Raw genomic sequence first — 17374 nt, forward strand, 5'->3', positions numbered from 1 at the left:
ACTTATAGATAAGTCCTGTTTTTTGCCGGTATAATTCCGTTTTTCCGAAAGTTCCGGTAAAAAGTTCGTCCGATAACAGCAAGATAGGCGTTTATACTATCAATGTAAGCGGAAACAACAGAGAGAAGGGGAATGACTATGAAGATATTAGCGATTACCTCATGTCCTAACGGAATTGCACATACGTATATGGCAGCTGAGAATCTGCAAAAGGCAGCAGCAAAGCTGGGCATCGAGATGAAGGTCGAGACACAAGGCTCCATTGGAGTCGAAAATCAACTGACCGAGCAGGAGATCCGTGAGGCAGATGGCATTATTATTGCAGCGGATAAAACGGTGGTTAAAGACCGCTTTGTCGGTAAGAAACTGCTGGTCGTTGGCGTACAGGATGGCATTCGCCGTCCAGAAGAATTGATCCAGCGGGTGATGAAGGGTAATGTACCTGTGTACCAAGCAGAGCCACGTTCTGCCGAAGGTAGCTCACAGGAGAACAAACCGAAGCAAAATCCCATCTACCGCCACCTGATGAACGGTGTATCCTATATGGTACCCTTCATCGTCATTGGGGGATTGCTCATTGCCATTGCGTTGACGATTGGCGGTGAGAAGACACCAGGCGGTCTGGTTATACCGGACGGTTCATTCTGGAAGACGGTTCAGGATATCGGCTCAGCTTCGTTTACCTTTATGATACCGATCCTCGCCGGATTTATCGCGATGAGCATTGCGGATAGACCGGGGCTTGCACCGGGTATGATTGGCGGATTCATTGCTGCGAACGGCAGCTTTTATGGAAGTGAGGCGGGGGCTGGATTTATCGGCGGGATTATCGCTGGTTTCCTAGCGGGTTATGTTGCACTTGGGATTCGGAAAATTAAAGTTGGGCGAGCATTACAGCCGATCATGCCTATAATTATTATCCCTGTATTAGCATCTTTAATTGTTGGATTAATCTTTGTCTTTGTGATTGGTGCTCCAGTCGCACAATTGTTTGAAGCTTTAACAGGTTGGCTTGCAGGTATGCAAGGTACAAGCTCAATTCTACTGGCATTGATTCTAGGTGCGATGATCTCCTTTGATATGGGCGGCCCTGTGAACAAAGTTGCATTCTTATTCGGTTCGGCCATGATCGGCGAAGGGAATTATGAAATTATGGGGCCAATCGCCGTTGCGATTTGTATTCCGCCGATTGGGATGGGACTTGCAGCGATGATCAACAAACGTAAATTTGCACCTGCGGAACGCGAGGCTGGGAAGGCAACATTCACGATGGGGTTGTTCGGTATTACCGAAGGTGCGATTCCATTCGCGGCGCAAGATCCACTGCGTGTTATTCCTAGTATCATGGTAGGATCCATGGTCGGTTCAGTCATTGCGATGTTGGGGAATGTAGGTGACAAGGTAGCTCACGGTGGACCGATTGTAGCTGTACTTGGTGCAGTGGACCATGTGCTTATGTTCTTCATCGCCGTTATTGTCGGCGTAGCTGTATCGGTTGTCCTGGTGAGCCTGCTGAAAAAAGATATTGCAGCAACCCTAACTCCGGATGCTGCTGGGGAAGCGATGCCTGGACATTCTACCGCAGGAGCTGGACAATCTGCGATTACTACAAGGGCCGCTACGGAGTCATCTGCTTCAACAACTGTTACAAATAATGGGCCAGCCGTTTCTCCACAAGCCATTCAAATTGAGAAACTGACGGATATTGTAACAATGGATCTGATTAATTTGGATCTGGAAGGAACGACACGAGATGCTGTGGTTGATGAAATGATCGGGGCACTTGAGAGAAATGGAGCCGTAAGCTCTGCCAGTGATTTCAAACAGGCGATATTAGCCAGAGAGGAAGAAGGCTCCACAGGCATTGGAATGAATATTGCCATTCCTCATGGCAAATCGGAAGCTGTCCTGAAGCCAAGCGTGGTCTTCGGCATCAAGCAGGGTGGTGTTGACTGGAATAGTGCAGACGGAAGTGAAGCAAAACTGATCTTCATGATTGCCGTACCGCGCAACAGCAAGGAAAATGCGCATCTGAAAGTGCTGCAAATGTTATCACGTAAGCTGATGGACGATCATTTCCGAGAAGCGCTTCTGGCAGCTACAACGAAGGAAGAAGCATATCAATTGCTGGATCAGGTGCATTAATTCAATGCGCTAAGAACCTAAATTAAAGAAAAGAGGCTCCCGAAGTTTCAGCCGGGAGCCTCTTTTTTGAGAAGGTCTTTGCGTGAGTCAGCAGCGTTCACCACGTGATATAAGTATGATGCCGAGAAATACAAAGCCTGCACCAGCCAGATGAGCAAATGAGAAGGATTCACGGAGGATGATATAGGACAGCAGCAGTGTGCTGACGGGAATACAACCCGTGTATACAGCTGCTGTACTAGCCGGTACTCTTGATACACCCCTAAACCATAATACGTAGCCTAATGCGGTGACAAAGATACCATAATATAAGACTAGCCCAATCTCCCCTACACCAACGTGGTTAAAGTTGAACTGTTGGGCCTCCACAAAGGAACAAGCCAGGAACATGAGGAATGAAAAGAGTGTTATATACATGGTTCCAAGCAGGGAAGAGACATGGCTGGATAGCATCTTGCGTAACACTGTCAGTGCAGCTTCTCCGAACACAGCAGACAGAACAAGCAGCAGGCCAATGAACGAGGTTGCGTTAGGAGCATTGAACCAGAGCGCCGATATGTGAGGTACTTGTAGTGCCAAAACACCGAGCAGTGAACAGGCAATCCCTAGTCCGGGGCGGAGCGTAATCTTTTCTCTCAGCAGCACATACGAAAGAAGTGCAACAATAGCTGGGGTTAAGCTAGTTAAAATTCCGCTTTCGGAAGCAGAGGCGTAGGCCAGCCCGTACAGCATTAGGACGCGGAAGAGAAACATGCCGATCAGGGCCTGAATAAACAGGATTAAGGCATCCCGTTTGCTGATCCTTAGTGAATATTTCTTGATGAATACAATGGGTACCAAGAATAGAAGGGCAACAGCCAGACTGGCAGATTGCGATAAAAAAACAGGTAGCTGCATCACGACCAGTTTACCGACTACCACAGAACTGCCGACAATGGAGGTTGCGATCACTAATTCCATGTAAGTCGAAAAGGTTGGTTTGTTCATTTCATCTCACCTCTTGTACAGATATTGATATATACTGTAGCAATAGAAACTGGGCACTTGTAGATCCAGTTGAAGAGGTTTTTGACAGTACCGCTTGGGGGGCAGCTATGTGGTTATCTATCGATAAGAATGTGACAGTTCCGATGCTGCGTCAGGTATATCAAGCAATACGGGACCGTATTTTAGCCGGAGAACTGCATGCAGGATATAAACTTCCTTCGACCCGGGTGCTGGCCTTACAGTTGAATGTTTCCCGGAATGTTATCCTCGAAGCTTATGAAATGCTGCTAGCCGAAGGCTTAGCCATTGCGCGCTCGGGCTCAGGTACCTATGTAGCCGAAGGGGCCGTCCTTCCAGGTTATGTATCCGCACCGCCTATCGAGGCGTCTGCGTCTGCAGTGGAATCTGCATATTCAAATGAGATGTCGGTAATTTCCTTCCAGACAGGCCTTCCTGCATTGGAATTATTTCCGCGCAAATCATGGGCTGACTTGCTTCAGAGCGTATGCAAAGAGGCTCCTGATCTGGCACTAGGTTATGGCGATCCTGCCGGAGAGTCTGAGTTACGCAGGGAGCTGGCCGACTATTTGGTTCACACCAGAGGAGTGAAAGCCAGCCCGGAACATATTGTAATCACTAGCGGAGCAGTACAAGCGATTCAGCTTGTCACCCGTCTGCTACTGTCAGCTGGAGACGAAGCCCTGGTAGAGGAACCGACAAATGAAGATTTAAAAAGCATTCTGGCGGCCACAGGAGCCACATTGCGGAGTATGCCTGTTGATGATTCGGGAGTTATAACAGCCGATCTGCCGCAAAAGAGACACCCCAAACTGGCATATCTGACACCCTCGCACCAGTTCCCGCTGGGGGGTATCTTGCCGATCCAAAGGCGGATCGAGCTTATTCAGTATGCAGCCCGGACAGGATGTCTTCTGCTCGAAGATGATTATGACAGTGAGTTCCGGTATGACGGGGCGCCCGTCCACTCCTTGCAGAGTCTGGACCCAGAACGGGTGCTATATGTCGGGACGTTTAGCAAAATATTGTTCCCTGCGCTGCGGATCGGCTATATTGTTCTTCCCTCGTCACGAGTCGCTGATTTTATCCGTTTAAAGCAACTGGCGGATTACCAGACAGCGAGCCTGGAACAAATTGTGTTGAGTCGGTATATCAGGAAGCGACTCCTTCATAAACATGTACATAAGATGAAGAAAGTGTATGCCAAGCGTCGTCAAGTCCTGCTTGATAGCCTGGAGCAGCATTTTACAGGGCAATATCGGGTGTGTGGCCGATCGGCGGGTTTACATTTGGTAGCAGAGTTTCAGTTCCCGTTCCGAGAGGATTTGCCGAAATGTCTCCATAGTCAAAATGTATTTGCGGCACAGCTTGAAGGGAACCGGCTGCTCATGGGCTATGGGCATCTAAAGGAAAATGAAATTCGTGAAGGGGTTCGCAGAATCAGGAACGCACTGCAACGGTAGTAAACGCGAAAGCAGCCTATCCTTAGGTGAGGATAGGCTGCCCTTTTCATAGCAAGATATTGTGTTCCATGATCACTATTCATACGAGGTTTGAGCCATGTAATCCTACATAAAGTCAAAAAAATAACGGATTACATGAAAAAAGACGGGCGAGGTGTAGGTCAAGCTATCCACCCGGCTTAAATAGCTTTTTTTCAAAGCATCGAACTTATTATCATCGCCGATTAATAAATCCCGCTTCAGCACGGAAACCGTTAAGCTGCCGAAGAAACCGCTCAAGCTGATCAGCATGCCGAAAATAATTCCAAATTTCAGGTCAAACGGCGTCAGATAGGGATAGATGAAATAGGAAGCCGCTATAGTTACGGGAAAAGCGAGTGCAAAGCCTTCCCAAGTTATATTGGGATTGGATGTCGGGACGATTTTCCGCTTACCGAAATAGAGTGATGCTAGATAGTGTACGACATCATTGAGCTGCGTCAGTACCACTAGAAAAAGTACAAGTTTCGCTCCGTATTGCGGTGTAGCAAACTGAAAATAGGCCAGATGACTCAACCCGAAAACCATTAGCATGAGTCCCCACTGGGTCGAGCTGACACTGCGCAGAAATCCAACCGTTCCTTTGTTGATCAATCGTGGGAGCGGTAGCAGTAAGAATACATAGATAGGGATAAAGACAATGAACATTCCGTACCACCCGATATAAATCCAGTAAAATTGTACGGGAATCGCCAAGTACGCCCATAGAAACAATCTGCGATCAGCTTTTCTGGATCTAATCATAGAAAAGTATTCTTTTAGCGCAAAAAAGGTGAGTGCCATCAGGGAAAGCAGTGAAACAATCGGATTGAAAAGAGTTGCCAAGCAAAAGATAAAGAACATACCCCACCATGTCTTGAGGCGAAGCCCAATAGCTGTATAGTCTTTGTCTGGCTGTGTTTTGACTACTACTATGTAAATCAGATGGATGACCAATAAGGCTGTAAAAATAAGGATTAACGTTAATAGCGAACTGTCCATTACCACTCACCAACTTATCGCGAAATAGGGTTCCATTAGGGTTCCTATGTTATTATGAAGGAATAATTCAAACTTGATAAGGGGAAATTTCGTAAATGGTAGCAGATCAATCCGTCTTTATCTTGCTTACGAATACGGGAACGTTTCTTACGAGAGTCATTAAAAGCTATACGAGAGCGCCATATAATCACGCCTCCATTTCCTTCAACCGGAAACTTTCGGAGTTATACAGCTTCGGGAGAAAGACCCCTAATAACCCTCTGGATGGTGGTTTCGTGAAAGAGGATATTAAGACAGGTACATACAGCAGATTTCCGAATACAACATGTGTTATCTACGAGCTTCAAGTAACCGACCGTGAAGTTGAAAAAATGAAGCGAGTTTTACATGTATTTATCCGAAGTCGCCAAAAATATATGTATAACTTACTGGGTTTGATTGGTATTGCACTCAAAGAACCAGTCGAGTTCAGCAATTCTTATTTTTGTTCGCAATTCGTTGCAGAAATTTTACAGCGATCTGGCATAAAAATATGGAACAAGCTACCCGCTCTTGTTACGCCAGACGATTTTCGTCAAAGTGGTCGATTCCATTTGATCTACGAGGGGAAATTGAGCGAGTATGATCCTCAAGCTTGAGGATCAGCACCGCATGACTTAAACCTCTTCCGGCACAATTACCTCGATATGACGCGGTAAAATACCAAGCTCGATAGGCAAAGACGGCCCTTCCTCACCATCTACATTCGTACTGACCGGTTCTGCGGAGCTGACACTTACATGCTTTGCGGTAAAGTAAACGATATCACTATGATCCTTCAGGTTGCCTAAAAATAAGGATATGCTGGCCGTCACGGTGTTCAATATATTGAGGTTTTTGAAAATAAAGCAGTGAAGTAGACCATCATCAACAGCCGCATCGGGTGCCAGTTTCTCGAATCCGCCAACTGAATTGGTTAAAGTGGCCAAAAAGAGTGGAGATTTCCCTTCCCAGGTCTTGTCATCATAGCGGACGATAAGTGAGTGGGCAGGATGGCTGATAAGCTCTTTCATGCCTTCTTTGAAGTAGGCAAACGTGCCAAACATGGATTTATCGTCTGATGATACAGCTGATAGCGATTCAGCAAGCGAACCTGTGGCAACCACATTGGCAAACATTCGGCCGTTTAAGAGGCCCATATCTACGTTTTTCACGCGGGCAGAAGTCAGTGTACGGATCGCCAGCTCGGGACTTAGCGGAATTTGCAAGGCACGGGCAAAATCATTGACTGTCCCAAGGGGGATGACCCCCAGTCTTGGGCGATGGTCTTGATCAATGAAGCCGTTGATGGTTTCGTGAAGTGTGCCATCCCCGCCGATGGAAACGACTAGGTCACAAGCTTCCTCACACGCATTAACGCAAAAACGGGTGGCGTCCAGTTCCTTTGCCGTTTCTTTAACCGTAACAGCGTATCCTTGGTCACGTAGAATTTCTTCTACGTTTCTGACATGTTGGAGAGATTCCTCTTTGCCGGAAGAGGGATTTACAATGACCATAGCTTTTTTCATATACATGTTCCTTTCTCTGGGGAGAGTTTGTTGTACCAACTCTTACCCGAAAAGCAGACCTTTAGACTCTAGATTAGACATGCGTTATATTTTTAGTTACTATATAAAAGTAAATACAATCTGAATGGAGGATTTCATATGAAAATCGCATTAACAGGAGCAACGGGGCAATTGGGTTCCATCGTGGTAGATACGTTGCTTACATCTGTCTCCACAAACGATCTTATTGTTAGTGTAAGAAATCCAGAAAAAGCAGAGAACTTACGGTCTCGTGGCGTTGACGTTCGTCATGGCGACTTTGATAAACCGGAGACGCTGGATCAGGCGTTTGCTGGAGTAGACCGATTGCTGATTATATCCGCAGACGGGGATAATGATACTAGAATCCGTCAGCATAAAGCGGCTGTTGATGCTGCTGTACGTGCTGGAGTAGGCTTCATCGCCTATACTAGCGCTGCCAATGCCGCTGACAGCACTCTATTCCTTGCCCCCGTACATCGCATCACGGAGGAGTTCATTCGTGAGTCAGGCATTCCTTACTCCTTCCTGCGTAATAATTGGTATCTGGAGAATGAGGCAGGCACGATCCAATCCGTACTCGCGGGGGCTCCTTGGCTAACCTCGGCAGGGTCCGGTAAAGTAGGTTGGGCTACCCGCGCAGATTATGCACAAGCAGCTGCAACCGTTTTGTCTGGCGAAGGGCATGAGAATACAATATACGAGCTCTCCGGTAAGCCGATTACCCAAGAAGAGTTTGCAGCGGTACTTGCTGAGGTTCTGGGCAAAGACGTTCCTGTACAGCAGGTGGATGATGCTACGTATGCCGAGGTTATGCTCGGTGCGGGAGTCCCGGAAGGTGCAATCCCTATTGTGGTCGGTATTCAACAAGCGATTCGTGAAGGAGCCTTGGATGTCGTAAGCAATGATTTCGAGAAGCTGTTGAAACGCCCCCTTACGCCGCTTAGCCAAGGAATGAGTGAACTGATCAAGCAAACCCAAGCATAATAAACGTACCGTAGAGTACAATTTCAACATATGATACTGCTTATGATTAAAACGGATGCTGCCTAGAGAGGCCAGCATCCGTTTTAGTTACATGTTCACCCTCTGGGTATTTTCAGAGGCAGGGCGCTTACGTATCGGTACAAAACTCAGATTAATTTTATCCATGAGTGGAATCGTGACTGTTTATCCAATATACTTGTAGGGAACTCCAAGGGAGACTTGGAGCAAGCTTGGTCTATCAAGGAAGCTTAGCATAGCAGTAGAATTTGAAAATGAATGGAGTACATAATACCATGTCTAATTTACCAAATTGTCCTGAATGTAATTCAGAGTACACTTATGAGGATCGCAGTCTTTTCATTTGCCCGGAATGCGCTCATGAGTGGTCTACCGAGTCAGAAGCAAGCAGTGAAGACGTAAAGGTCGTCAAAGATGCGAATGGTAACATCCTGCAGGATGGTGACTCTGTAACGGTTATTAAAGACCTTAAAGTGAAGGGAAGCTCATCCGTCTTGAAAATCGGGACCAAAGTAAAAAACATCCGTCTGGTGGATGGCGATCATGATATTGACTGCAAAATTGATGGTTTTGGAGCAATGAAGCTAAAATCGGAGTTTGTAAAAAAGAATTAAAATGTAAGAAAGGAGAAGCCTAGGGCTTCTCCTTTTTTATGTTTATAATGGTGCTAACCATACGGTTCCTGTTCCCCTGTACACATTTACTAGCCCTTCGCCGGAAGCAGCCGAGCCCATTTTGGTTTTCCCGGATTTTTCGACGGTGAACTGTAAGGTATTGGACCACATGAGGGCGAAGTTACCATCCACCTTCAGCACATCATTTTGCAATTCTATAACGACCGCTTCTTCGGAAGGGATTGGCGCTTGAAGTGCCAGCACTCCTTTTCCGCGGGCGCTTAAATTAAATAACCCTTCTCCACCCAGTGCTGCAGAGGAAAGATTACTACGTGCAACGACGGATATGTCCAGCGTCGTGTCACAAGCCAAAAACAAGCCGTCTTCGATGGCAATATCATCATTGTCGACATCAATAAGCCAAATATATTGGTAGGTAGGCTCCAGCATAATGGTACCCGTGCCTTTATAGTGCGGTTTAATGGCACCTGTCCCGGTTACAGCACCGGACACCAAGTTTCGCATTAAGCCTCCCACGCCTTTTACACCGGTAGTCATTTCCATGCTACCCACAGTATATTGCATGGCTCCCGCCTTCATCATAATCTCACTATTGTTGATTTCGATCATGAGCTGTTTGCGGCGCATGTTACTTTTGCTCATATAGTAATTGTTTTTCGCAGCCTCCACCGAGGTGGAACTCAAATCTGTTATGTATTCCAGTACCGTAAATCCGCCTAATTGGTCAGTGATGGCAACATTGCTGTTATCCTTTAAATTGTTAATGACAAAAGCCATAAATGTATGTGCCCTCCTTGTTGTATTCATGTTGTGGGATGGGAATCTTCTTTATTCCATAAAATATTCGACAAAGAGACTTCTTTTCCTGCGGCGAATCTAGACACTTCCCTTGGCTGGTTTTCAGACTCAGAAAAAGATTGCTTGAAAAAGATGCAAAAAAGGTTCAATATAAAGATATCGGTTTTTAAAATGATTGGCTTCGAGAGCAGCCGTATGAGAATGAGGCATGAAAATAGGGGGTAGAACAAGTGGAGATAGGTATAAGCACGTTTGTAGAAACAACGCCGGATCCCCAAACGGGTGAGGTCATCAGTCATGCACAACGAATACGCGAAGTTGTCGAGGAGATTGTGCTTGCAGATCAGGTAGGGCTGGATGTGTACGGCGTGGGGGAGCATCATCGTAAAGATTATGCAGCATCTGCTCCGGCTGTTATCCTCGCTGCTGCTGCTGCGCAGACCCAACGAATTCGGTTAACCAGTGCAGTTACGGTGCTTTCATCGGATGATCCTGTACGTGTGTTTCAGGATTTTGCTACACTGGACGGCATTTCGAATGGACGAGCTGAGATTATGGCAGGCCGGGGTTCTTTTATCGAATCATTCCCCTTATTTGGGTATGATTTGGATAACTACGATGAGTTATTCGATGAAAAGCTGGAGCTATTATTGAAAATACGGGAATCCGAGAAAGTTACCTGGAAAGGCGGACATCGGCCGGCAATCAACAATTTGGGTGTGTATCCGCGTCCAGTTCAAAACCCTTTGCCCGTATGGATTGGGAGTGGGGGCAATCAGGAATCTGTGGTTCGTGCAGGCTTGCTCGGATTGCCGTTGGTTCTGGCGATTATTGGGGGGAGTCCTGTACAGTTTGCCCCGTTGGTGGAACTGTATAAAAAAGCCGCTAGGCATGCCGGTCATGATGCATCGCTGCTTCCAGTTGCATCACACTCACATGGTTTTATCGCAGAGACGACTGAGCTGGCAGCGGATAAGTTCTTCCCTTCCACTCAGCAGAGCATGAATGTGCTTGGGCGTGAACGTGGGTGGGGTCCTTACACTCGTTCCAGCTTCGATGCCGCACGCAGCTTTGAAGGAGCGTTGTATGTAGGCGATTCCGACACGGTTGCCCAAAAAATCATTCATCTGCGTAAACAGGTAGGCATTACACGTTTTCTGCTCCACGTACCCGTCGGGACGATGCCGCATGATGATGTCATGAGAGCTATTGAGCTATTGGGAACAGAGGTAGCACCACGGGTTCGTGAAGAGATATCCAAGTGGGAATCCGAGAGTAAATAAGCGGATTACCTCATAGATAAAAGAGAAAGGAGCAGGCCATGGGGGTGAGGTCGCTCCTTTTTTTGCTTCTAAAAAACTATATGCGAGCTGATGAGATCATTCTTTATTTTGTCCGTTTTTTATGAGCGATGCGTTTTTGCAATAGGATTTTACCTTGTTTTAGTCTCTTAGGTTTAGCAGGAACTCTGCGCAAGATAGGTTTCTCTTGGGTTGCTTTGGAAGGCAATGTCATGCGGAGTGTGGAAGATGCAGGTTTTCTTTGACTGCTGCTCGTTACAAAGTTGATAGTATAGTCGAAGACGAACGGGCTAACTGCGATTCTCCGCAGTCCCACGCTTCTACAAGTGGTACAGCCTGTATCCCAGCACCAATTGAAGGCATTCTCAGGAACTTGAGTGAAATATGAACCCCGCCATTCGCGTCCAAAATCATCTTCAGCGTAATAAAAGAACGTATTACCTCCTGCGTAGCCGCTCCACAACTGAACAGTCTGTCCGGGGTTAACGCGGTACCAGCCTGTTTTAGAGTAGTTAACAGGACTACAGCTGAAGTCCGGGTAGGCGAAGACTACAAAGATAGCCGCATTAGTACTGTTGCGAAAATTGAGACCCATTGTCGTCACTTCTTTCCTCATATAGTAATTTACAGTGTATCCTATGAGAGTTTTGAAAGAAGGGAACGGACATGAGTCTCTTAATCGCTAAAATTGAACCATTTGCTGATGTCTATTTTGTGATGTTCATTCATAGATCGCCATTCGTTTGATTCTGGTTGATAGGTATAATCTCTTTGCCAGGTCATGATGTTTTCCACGATTGCCCGTATGGAAGAGGCGATATAGGAGACTTCCTGATTCGTCATCATGGGATGGAGCGACAGACGCACCCAGCCTGGTTTTCGAGATAAGTCTCCCGCATGGATCAGGTCTGTCATTTGTTTAGATGTTTGCTTGTTGATGCCCAGCAAATAATGTCCGTAGGGGCCTGCACAAGAGCAGCCGCCCCGAACCTGAATGCCAAACCGATCATTCAATAGTTTTACAATCAGGTTATAGTGAATATGGCCGACAACGAAAGAAACGATTCCCATTCGTTCTTGGCTACTTCCTCCTAAAATGTGTAGGTCTGGTATGGTACTCAAGCTCTTTAGTAATAGAGATGTCAGTTCCTTTTTGCGCTCCAACAGGCGCTTCTGTCCCATTTGTTCCTTCAGCCGAATGCAGAGCGCCGTTCGAACGGCCTGTAGAAAGGCAGGCGTCCCTCCATCCTCACGGGCTTCAGTATTATCTTTATACTCGTATCCACCCCAAGGATTAGTCCAGCTAACTGTGCCCCCTCCTGGCTGATCTGGAGCACAATTGAGGCACAGCCTCGAATCCATAATTAAAACGCCGCTTGTACCGGGACCCCCAAGAAATTTGTGGGGTGAAAATACAATCCCGTCCAGTTTCTCAAGGGGATCTGTGCGGTGCATGTTGATCTCGGTATAAGGTGCGCTTGCCGAAAAATCAACGAAACAAACGCCGCCATGTTCGTGCATTTTGCGGGCTAGCTGGTAAATCGGCACTTCGAACCCTGTAACATTGGAGCAGGCGGTAAAGGCGCCGATTTTGATAGAGCGATGCCGAAATTGAAGCAGCAGTCGTTCGAGATGAGTTGGATCGACCATCCCGCCAGGACCTGGAGGAAGACACACAACGTCTCCAATGGTTTCTGCCCAGGAAATATGATTGGAGTGGTGCTCCATGTGTGTAACGAAAATAACGGGACGTTCTTTTTCGGCGATGGGGTAGAGAGGCTTTAAATTTTCATGTATTTTCAATCCTAACAGTCGCTGAAGCTTATTCACTGCACCTGTCATACCAGACCCGGCGAACAGGATGATATCATGTTCATTGGCATGAACGTGGCTTTTAATGATTTGTTTCGCTTCTTCATAGGCTTGGGTCATCAGAGTTCCTGTCAAATTAGACTCCGTATGCGTGTTCGCCACAAAAGGGCCTAATTCATTAGCTATTTTCGACTCGATGGGTCCATACAGACGGCCGCTGGCTGCCCAATCCGCATAAATCAGCTTTTTTTGCCCATATGGAGATTCAAAGGTCTGGTTATATCCGATTGTACTTTCACGATACCTTTGGAAATAAGCCTCGTTAGAAGGCTGATACCTACAATTACTGTTTCCAATTCGAGCCATGAGCATACGGCGCCTCCCAAGTCGTTCTGTCTTCTTAGGGTACGTAGGTAGGCCCGAATGGGTTAAAAAAAATAGGCGAGTGTCATCATTTAGTCACAATAAAAGCCTCATCCAAAAGCGGGATAAGGCAGTAGGTCTATCTTATATAAACAACTGCATATCGGATTCGAGCGCATCTTTTAGATACGTTTTGGCCTCGATAATTTCCAGTTCAGGTATAAATTCTTCCGGTTTAAAACCCATAATATCGACCGATAGCTTACAGGCATAAAATTTTACGTTTTTCTTCCGCGCTCCTTTCAAGAAATGAATAAGCTTCGGGGCTTCGTTATCTTCGATCATTTCCGTCAGCATCAGCTTGCCAAGACCGCTAAAATTCATTTTGGATAATGGCAGCTCTTCGGGTCCTTTTGGAGTCATCCAGCCCATGATTTTTTCATAAATCGTCTTGTCCTCCAACGTCATCTTGTCAGGGTCACGAACCAGAAATAGTCCCCAGAACGCAAAAAACATCGTCACGTCCACGTCCAATTCCCGTGCCGTATTTGCCAGAATCAGTCCAGCCATTGCCTTATCATAATCGCCGCTGAACATAAGCAGATTCATCCTTTTATCCACAATTCCCGCCTCCATTACCAACAGATATATTCAGTATGGATTTGGAAATGAGAAGTATGCCCAGTTCACATATTGCTCACAATTACAAGGCATAAGTTGCAAACATGTGGTAATTACACATAAAAACATTCTATTTGCTAATTAGCGGATGATCTGCGAGAAGAATGAGAATAATTTAAAGGCCACATCGGTTTAAAACCCTAAATGACTATTATGGTTTGATTTTATTCAATATATAGTACAACTTTAAAAAAAACAAAAAAAATCATTTCCTTAAGTCCGAATTTCGATTAAAATATAGGTATTCCTCATACCTATGAATCGGAGCGATGGATATGGATAAATTCAAATTTAATTCCGAACACAACAAAATGATTGTTGATGCTATCGTAGATGGATATCGCGATTATATTGAGCATCGTAAAGATCGAAAAGCAAAAATGAAGATCAGTTCAGCTTTTGCCTGGACCAAGGGTAACTTTATCGAAAGTAAGATCGCAGAAGAGTGCGTTGATTACGGTTTTACATATAAAAAATCGAAAGCTGGATTAACGTGGGACTATCTCCAATTTATCCATGGAGACTCTAAAATTCTTTTTCTTATTAAGAACGCGGCTTATTTCAATGAGAAATGTTTTTCACAGGCAAAGCTACCTAGTAATTACGGTGGGAAAGGTCCACGTCGTACCTATCTTCATGAACTTTCAAAAATTAACAAGGATTTATTGTTTTCTCCTACTCAGCAATCCTCCAAAATAGGAGGAGTACCTGAACAACTTTCTTTTCTAATTTTAGAGAGTCAGGTAAAAGATGAACTCGAAAGCTTTAAATCATCCTACAATGAGTTCCATATACTCACATATGCACTTGATGAGGCATATCAGATATCTGAAATAATACATTATTTGCCTAATCCCGATGATAATATTGCTTACCTAATAGAAGACCTCTCAAGTCTTATTTCTGGAGCTGATTTAACGGAAGAAGATCGCGAAGTAGTCGCGCCAGAAATGAATGAAGATATTATGGATCCAGCAGCTTTCGATATTGGGATCTTGGAAGAAGAACAACACAACTAGACAAACAAGACGGGTTAGTCAAATAAGGAGGGAGCAGCATGTTCATAGGTGAAAATTTGACCAATCTACGGATCATGCATGGATATTCAAGAAAACAGCTCTCCGAAATGTTAGGTGTTACAGAACAAGCAGTCTGGCAGTACGAGAATGCGTATACATCTCCTAAAATGCAAATCGTGAATGAGTTAAAGCGGATTTTTAACGTGAAAAGTAAATACTTTTATACTAAAGACATGCTTGCACGGAATATGACACCTGCCAACGTAAACGTAATGAACATCGCTTATCGTTCAAAAGTTTTGAATGTTATCTCGAAGACGCAGGCGGAAGCGAAGCATGTTGAATATTTAGATGCTTTTATTAACTATATCACAGCCAGAGTTAGGCTCCCTACCCTCAAAATTATCAGCTTAAGGGATGAAGTTATCGAATATCTAAACCATTCAGATGACGATAGATCCACTCAAATTGATAAAGTTGCTCATTTGGCACGAAAAAGACTGGGTCTAGCGCAAGATACAAACGACGATCTTATGTTTCTAGTCGAAAAAAGTGGAGTATTCGCCTTTGAGAAGGCAATGGGCGAGGAGATTGATGCTTATAGTCTCTGGACTCGAAACGACCGGCCTTATATCATATTAGGGAATATGAAACGATCAGCCGTTCGGAGAAACTTTGATATAGCACATGAACTGGGGCATTTACTGCTTCATTATCGCGTTGAATTTGCTAATTTAGATCGAAAAGAACACAAAATTATTGAAAATGAAGCAAATATGTTTGCGGGAGCATTCCTATTACCTGAAGACGAATTTACACTTGATATGAAAAATGTGGTTCATATCACAAATCCAGATAATTACTTGGATTTGAAAAAGAAATGGAAAACTTCGCTGCAAGTGTTGGGATACAGGGCGGCCTATTTGGGAAATCTCAAACCAAAAGATCATCGGAACTTCTATGCAGCTTTACATCGAAAAGGTTATTTGAAAATTGAACCACTCGATGAGTTAATTACAATTCAGAAACCAACAAAAATCAAAACGATTATCGACCTTGTCTCTAAAAAGGGCCTCGTGAACATACATCATATGGTTGAGAATGATTGGAAAACTGAAGTATCCTTCTTTTATCATATGACCGGAATTGTTCCTGACTTTTTTAATAAATATTTGGCGAAAAATCTTGATTTCGGTCTACAAAATGTCACGGATATATCCAAGCGTATCTCTGATGTAGCTAAGCAAGTGTAACTATAGCTTTTTAAAACATATATTTAAGGCTTTAAGACTGTCGAGAAACCTATCTTTTTAGATGCAGGTTTCTTTTGTTTATTTAAATTTTCGAGACTCCATTTTCGCCGTTACCAATGTCATATCTACAAACCGCTCCTATTCTGTATAATCTCAAGGGAATTCAAGACATAAGCCTGAGATCGGGAGGATCATGAGAAAGTGAGTATAGACAACAAATATAAAGCACTTGAACTGGAAACGCCGGGCATCTACGAGCTGGAGGGACTGGAAGTCGGGGTCACCTCTAATTGCAACTTCAAGTGTGATTACTGCTGCGCGTATCAGCGGAACGATGGGCAATGCATTAGCAGCAAAGAGGTCATTGATATTATTGATGACATTCCAACGTTAAAACGTGTGCGACTGTCCGGGGGAGAAGTGACCTTGAAGTATGAGGATTGTCTGGACATCGTGGCTCACTGTTCAAGCAAGGGCATCGCTACCCAGCTCAACACCAATGCCAGCTTGCTCAGCCCTGAACGAATTGAGAAACTACGTGATGCAGGACTTTCCAACATTCATATCTCTTTCAACTTCACGGATGCCGATAAATATGCAACCTATTATCATGTTCATCCTCGCATGTATGAGAAAATCGTTCAAAATATCCGGTTATGTACCGAAGCCAAGCTGGAAACGGTGCTGGAGACGTTGCTGTTTGCGGAGACGCAGAATAACATGCCAGCGATTAGCGAAAAGGTATATGAACTCGGTGTGCGTATCCATGAAATCCAAAACAGCATCGTAATGGATCATACCAACTGGAACGCTATTTCTACCAAGGAAGCGCTTGTTCGTTCCGTTCATGACCTGATTGCACATAAAAAGGACGATACTGTGTTGTATTTCACCTGTATGGACCGTTTTGCAGAAGCACTGGGCTTCAAGGAGCAGCCGGGTGTTTATTTTTCCAACTGTGTTGATGGTAAAAAACAGCTCCATCTTCACGGGAACGGGGACATCCTGATCTGTGAGCTATGCCATCCTGTGGTCATCGGCAATATTTATAATGGAACATCCTTAAAGGATATTTACAAAAATAAACCGAAGCAGCTTCAGGAGTTTCTCGACAAACTGCCTTGTCCTGCCTATGATGCGCTTTTTCCTGTAGGAAGCAAGTAGATATGATTTGAGATTGTGAGGCTATAAGCATCTACCACCCTAACAGTCAGGGTGGTGGATATCCTTCATGTAACTCCATGAATCCTTTATTATTTCTGGATTTTACAAAATCCTCATTTGTTTTAATGAAAGGGTTTACATGTTA

16 protein-coding genes are annotated in these 17374 nt (G+C 44.9%); 9 read left to right on the forward strand and 7 right to left on the reverse strand.

The genetic code is table 11. The features are described 5' to 3' along the window. Positions 1–138: 138 nt before the first annotated feature. Entirely contained in the window at positions 139–2145 is a 2007-nt protein-coding gene (locus C1T21_RS02795) for a PTS fructose transporter subunit IIABC (RefSeq protein WP_103047123.1), read from the forward strand. An 87-nt stretch (positions 2146–2232) separates the two neighbouring features. On the opposite strand, the gene C1T21_RS02800 is transcribed toward C1T21_RS02795, so the two are convergent. Then, complete coding sequence (locus C1T21_RS02800; RefSeq protein ID WP_103047124.1) at positions 2233–3132, reverse strand: DMT family transporter; 900 nt, start codon at positions 3130–3132, stop codon at positions 2233–2235. Between the two features lie 107 nt (positions 3133–3239). Between C1T21_RS02800 and pdxR the strand changes: the two genes are divergently transcribed. After that, positions 3240–4613, forward strand: coding sequence for a MocR-like pyridoxine biosynthesis transcription factor PdxR (pdxR, locus tag C1T21_RS02805; RefSeq protein WP_103047125.1), 1374 nt, complete (start codon positions 3240–3242; stop codon positions 4611–4613). Positions 4614–4718: 105 nt separating this feature from the next. Here pdxR and C1T21_RS02810 read toward each other — a convergent pair whose 3' ends face one another. Beyond that, positions 4719–5633, reverse strand: coding sequence for a phosphatidate cytidylyltransferase (locus C1T21_RS02810; protein ID WP_103047126.1), 915 nt, complete (start codon positions 5631–5633; stop codon positions 4719–4721). Between the two features lie 95 nt (positions 5634–5728). Here C1T21_RS02810 and C1T21_RS02815 point away from each other — a divergent pair, with 95 nt between their 5' ends. Further along, a complete protein-coding gene (locus C1T21_RS02815) occupies positions 5729–6271 on the forward strand; it encodes a hypothetical protein (protein ID WP_103047127.1) in 543 nt (180 codons plus the stop codon). 18 nt (positions 6272–6289) lie between these two features. Here C1T21_RS02815 and C1T21_RS02820 read toward each other — a convergent pair whose 3' ends face one another. Next, on the reverse strand, positions 6290–7180 hold the full coding sequence (locus C1T21_RS02820) for a diacylglycerol/lipid kinase family protein (RefSeq protein ID WP_103047487.1): 891 nt from the start codon (positions 7178–7180) through the stop codon (positions 6290–6292). Positions 7181–7318: 138 nt separating this feature from the next. Between C1T21_RS02820 and C1T21_RS02825 the strand changes: the two genes are divergently transcribed. Beyond that, positions 7319–8185, forward strand: a complete 867-nt coding sequence (locus C1T21_RS02825) for an SDR family oxidoreductase (protein ID WP_103047128.1) — start codon at positions 7319–7321, stop codon at positions 8183–8185. Between the two features lie 293 nt (positions 8186–8478). Continuing rightward, complete coding sequence (locus tag C1T21_RS02830; RefSeq protein WP_013312677.1) at positions 8479–8817, forward strand: zinc ribbon domain-containing protein YjdM; 339 nt, start codon at positions 8479–8481, stop codon at positions 8815–8817. Positions 8818–8859: 42 nt separating this feature from the next. Here C1T21_RS02830 and C1T21_RS02835 read toward each other — a convergent pair whose 3' ends face one another. Further along, a complete protein-coding gene (locus tag C1T21_RS02835; protein WP_068939217.1) occupies positions 8860–9615 on the reverse strand; it encodes an AIM24 family protein in 756 nt (251 codons plus the stop codon). A gap of 251 nt (positions 9616–9866) precedes the next feature. Between C1T21_RS02835 and C1T21_RS02840 the strand changes: the two genes are divergently transcribed. Next, complete coding sequence (locus C1T21_RS02840; protein ID WP_103047129.1) at positions 9867–10919, forward strand: LLM class flavin-dependent oxidoreductase; 1053 nt, start codon at positions 9867–9869, stop codon at positions 10917–10919. Between the two features lie 103 nt (positions 10920–11022). Here the strand turns inward: C1T21_RS02840 and C1T21_RS02845 are convergent, their stop codons facing one another. The 3 genes from C1T21_RS02845 to C1T21_RS02855 form a co-directional block, all read right to left on the reverse strand. Next, positions 11023–11532, reverse strand: a complete 510-nt coding sequence (locus tag C1T21_RS02845) for a DUF1036 domain-containing protein (protein WP_103047130.1) — start codon at positions 11530–11532, stop codon at positions 11023–11025. An 80-nt stretch (positions 11533–11612) separates the two neighbouring features. Then, positions 11613–13121 (reverse strand): aminotransferase class V-fold PLP-dependent enzyme, encoded by a 1509-nt coding sequence (locus tag C1T21_RS02850; RefSeq protein WP_103047131.1) that lies wholly within the window; start codon positions 13119–13121, stop codon positions 11613–11615. 135 nt (positions 13122–13256) lie between these two features. Next, on the reverse strand, positions 13257–13733 hold the full coding sequence (locus C1T21_RS02855; protein WP_103047132.1) for a DsrE/DsrF/DrsH-like family protein: 477 nt from the start codon (positions 13731–13733) through the stop codon (positions 13257–13259). Positions 13734–14068: 335 nt separating this feature from the next. Here C1T21_RS02855 and C1T21_RS02860 point away from each other — a divergent pair, with 335 nt between their 5' ends. The 3 genes from C1T21_RS02860 to C1T21_RS02870 all read left to right on the forward strand — a co-directional run bounded on the left by C1T21_RS02860 (position 14069) and on the right by C1T21_RS02870 (position 17229). Beyond that, a complete protein-coding gene (locus C1T21_RS02860; protein WP_025719189.1) occupies positions 14069–14812 on the forward strand; it encodes a spr1630 family ClpXP-sensitive toxin in 744 nt (247 codons plus the stop codon). 38 nt (positions 14813–14850) lie between these two features. Continuing rightward, complete coding sequence (locus C1T21_RS02865; protein ID WP_103047133.1) at positions 14851–16065, forward strand: spr1629 family repressor/antitoxin; 1215 nt, start codon at positions 14851–14853, stop codon at positions 16063–16065. Positions 16066–16266: 201 nt separating this feature from the next. Further along, the gene (locus tag C1T21_RS02870; protein WP_103047134.1) at positions 16267–17229 is read left to right on the forward strand and encodes a radical SAM protein; all 963 of its coding nucleotides are present in this window, start codon (positions 16267–16269) and stop codon (positions 17227–17229) included. Positions 17230–17374: the final 145 nt, after the last annotated feature.

This window comes from Paenibacillus sp. F4, assembly GCF_002894905.1.
In the GTDB taxonomy this organism is placed as follows: domain Bacteria; phylum Bacillota; class Bacilli; order Paenibacillales; family Paenibacillaceae; genus Paenibacillus; species Paenibacillus polymyxa_B.

Coding starts and splice junctions, on each gene's coding strand:
- C1T21_RS02865 (WP_103047133.1), top strand. CDS start 14,851: ATGTTCATAGGTGAAAATTTGACCAATCTACGGATCATGCATGGATAT.
- C1T21_RS02815 (WP_103047127.1), top strand. CDS start 5,729: ATGGTAGCAGATCAATCCGTCTTTATCTTGCTTACGAATACGGGAACG.
- C1T21_RS02835 (WP_068939217.1), bottom strand. CDS start 9,615: ATGGCTTTTGTCATTAACAATTTAAAGGATAACAGCAATGTTGCCATC.
- C1T21_RS02810 (WP_103047126.1), bottom strand. CDS start 5,633: ATGGACAGTTCGCTATTAACGTTAATCCTTATTTTTACAGCCTTATTG.
- C1T21_RS02850 (WP_103047131.1), bottom strand. CDS start 13,121: ATGCTCATGGCTCGAATTGGAAACAGTAATTGTAGGTATCAGCCTTCT.
- C1T21_RS02795 (WP_103047123.1), top strand. CDS start 139: ATGAAGATATTAGCGATTACCTCATGTCCTAACGGAATTGCACATACG.
- C1T21_RS02825 (WP_103047128.1), top strand. CDS start 7,319: ATGAAAATCGCATTAACAGGAGCAACGGGGCAATTGGGTTCCATCGTG.
- C1T21_RS02800 (WP_103047124.1), bottom strand. CDS start 3,132: ATGAACAAACCAACCTTTTCGACTTACATGGAATTAGTGATCGCAACC.
- C1T21_RS02830 (WP_013312677.1), top strand. CDS start 8,479: ATGTCTAATTTACCAAATTGTCCTGAATGTAATTCAGAGTACACTTAT.
- C1T21_RS02845 (WP_103047130.1), bottom strand. CDS start 11,532: ATGGGTCTCAATTTTCGCAACAGTACTAATGCGGCTATCTTTGTAGTC.
- C1T21_RS02820 (WP_103047487.1), bottom strand. CDS start 7,180: ATGAAAAAAGCTATGGTCATTGTAAATCCCTCTTCCGGCAAAGAGGAA.
- pdxR (WP_103047125.1), top strand. CDS start 3,240: ATGTGGTTATCTATCGATAAGAATGTGACAGTTCCGATGCTGCGTCAG.
- C1T21_RS02860 (WP_025719189.1), top strand. CDS start 14,069: ATGGATAAATTCAAATTTAATTCCGAACACAACAAAATGATTGTTGAT.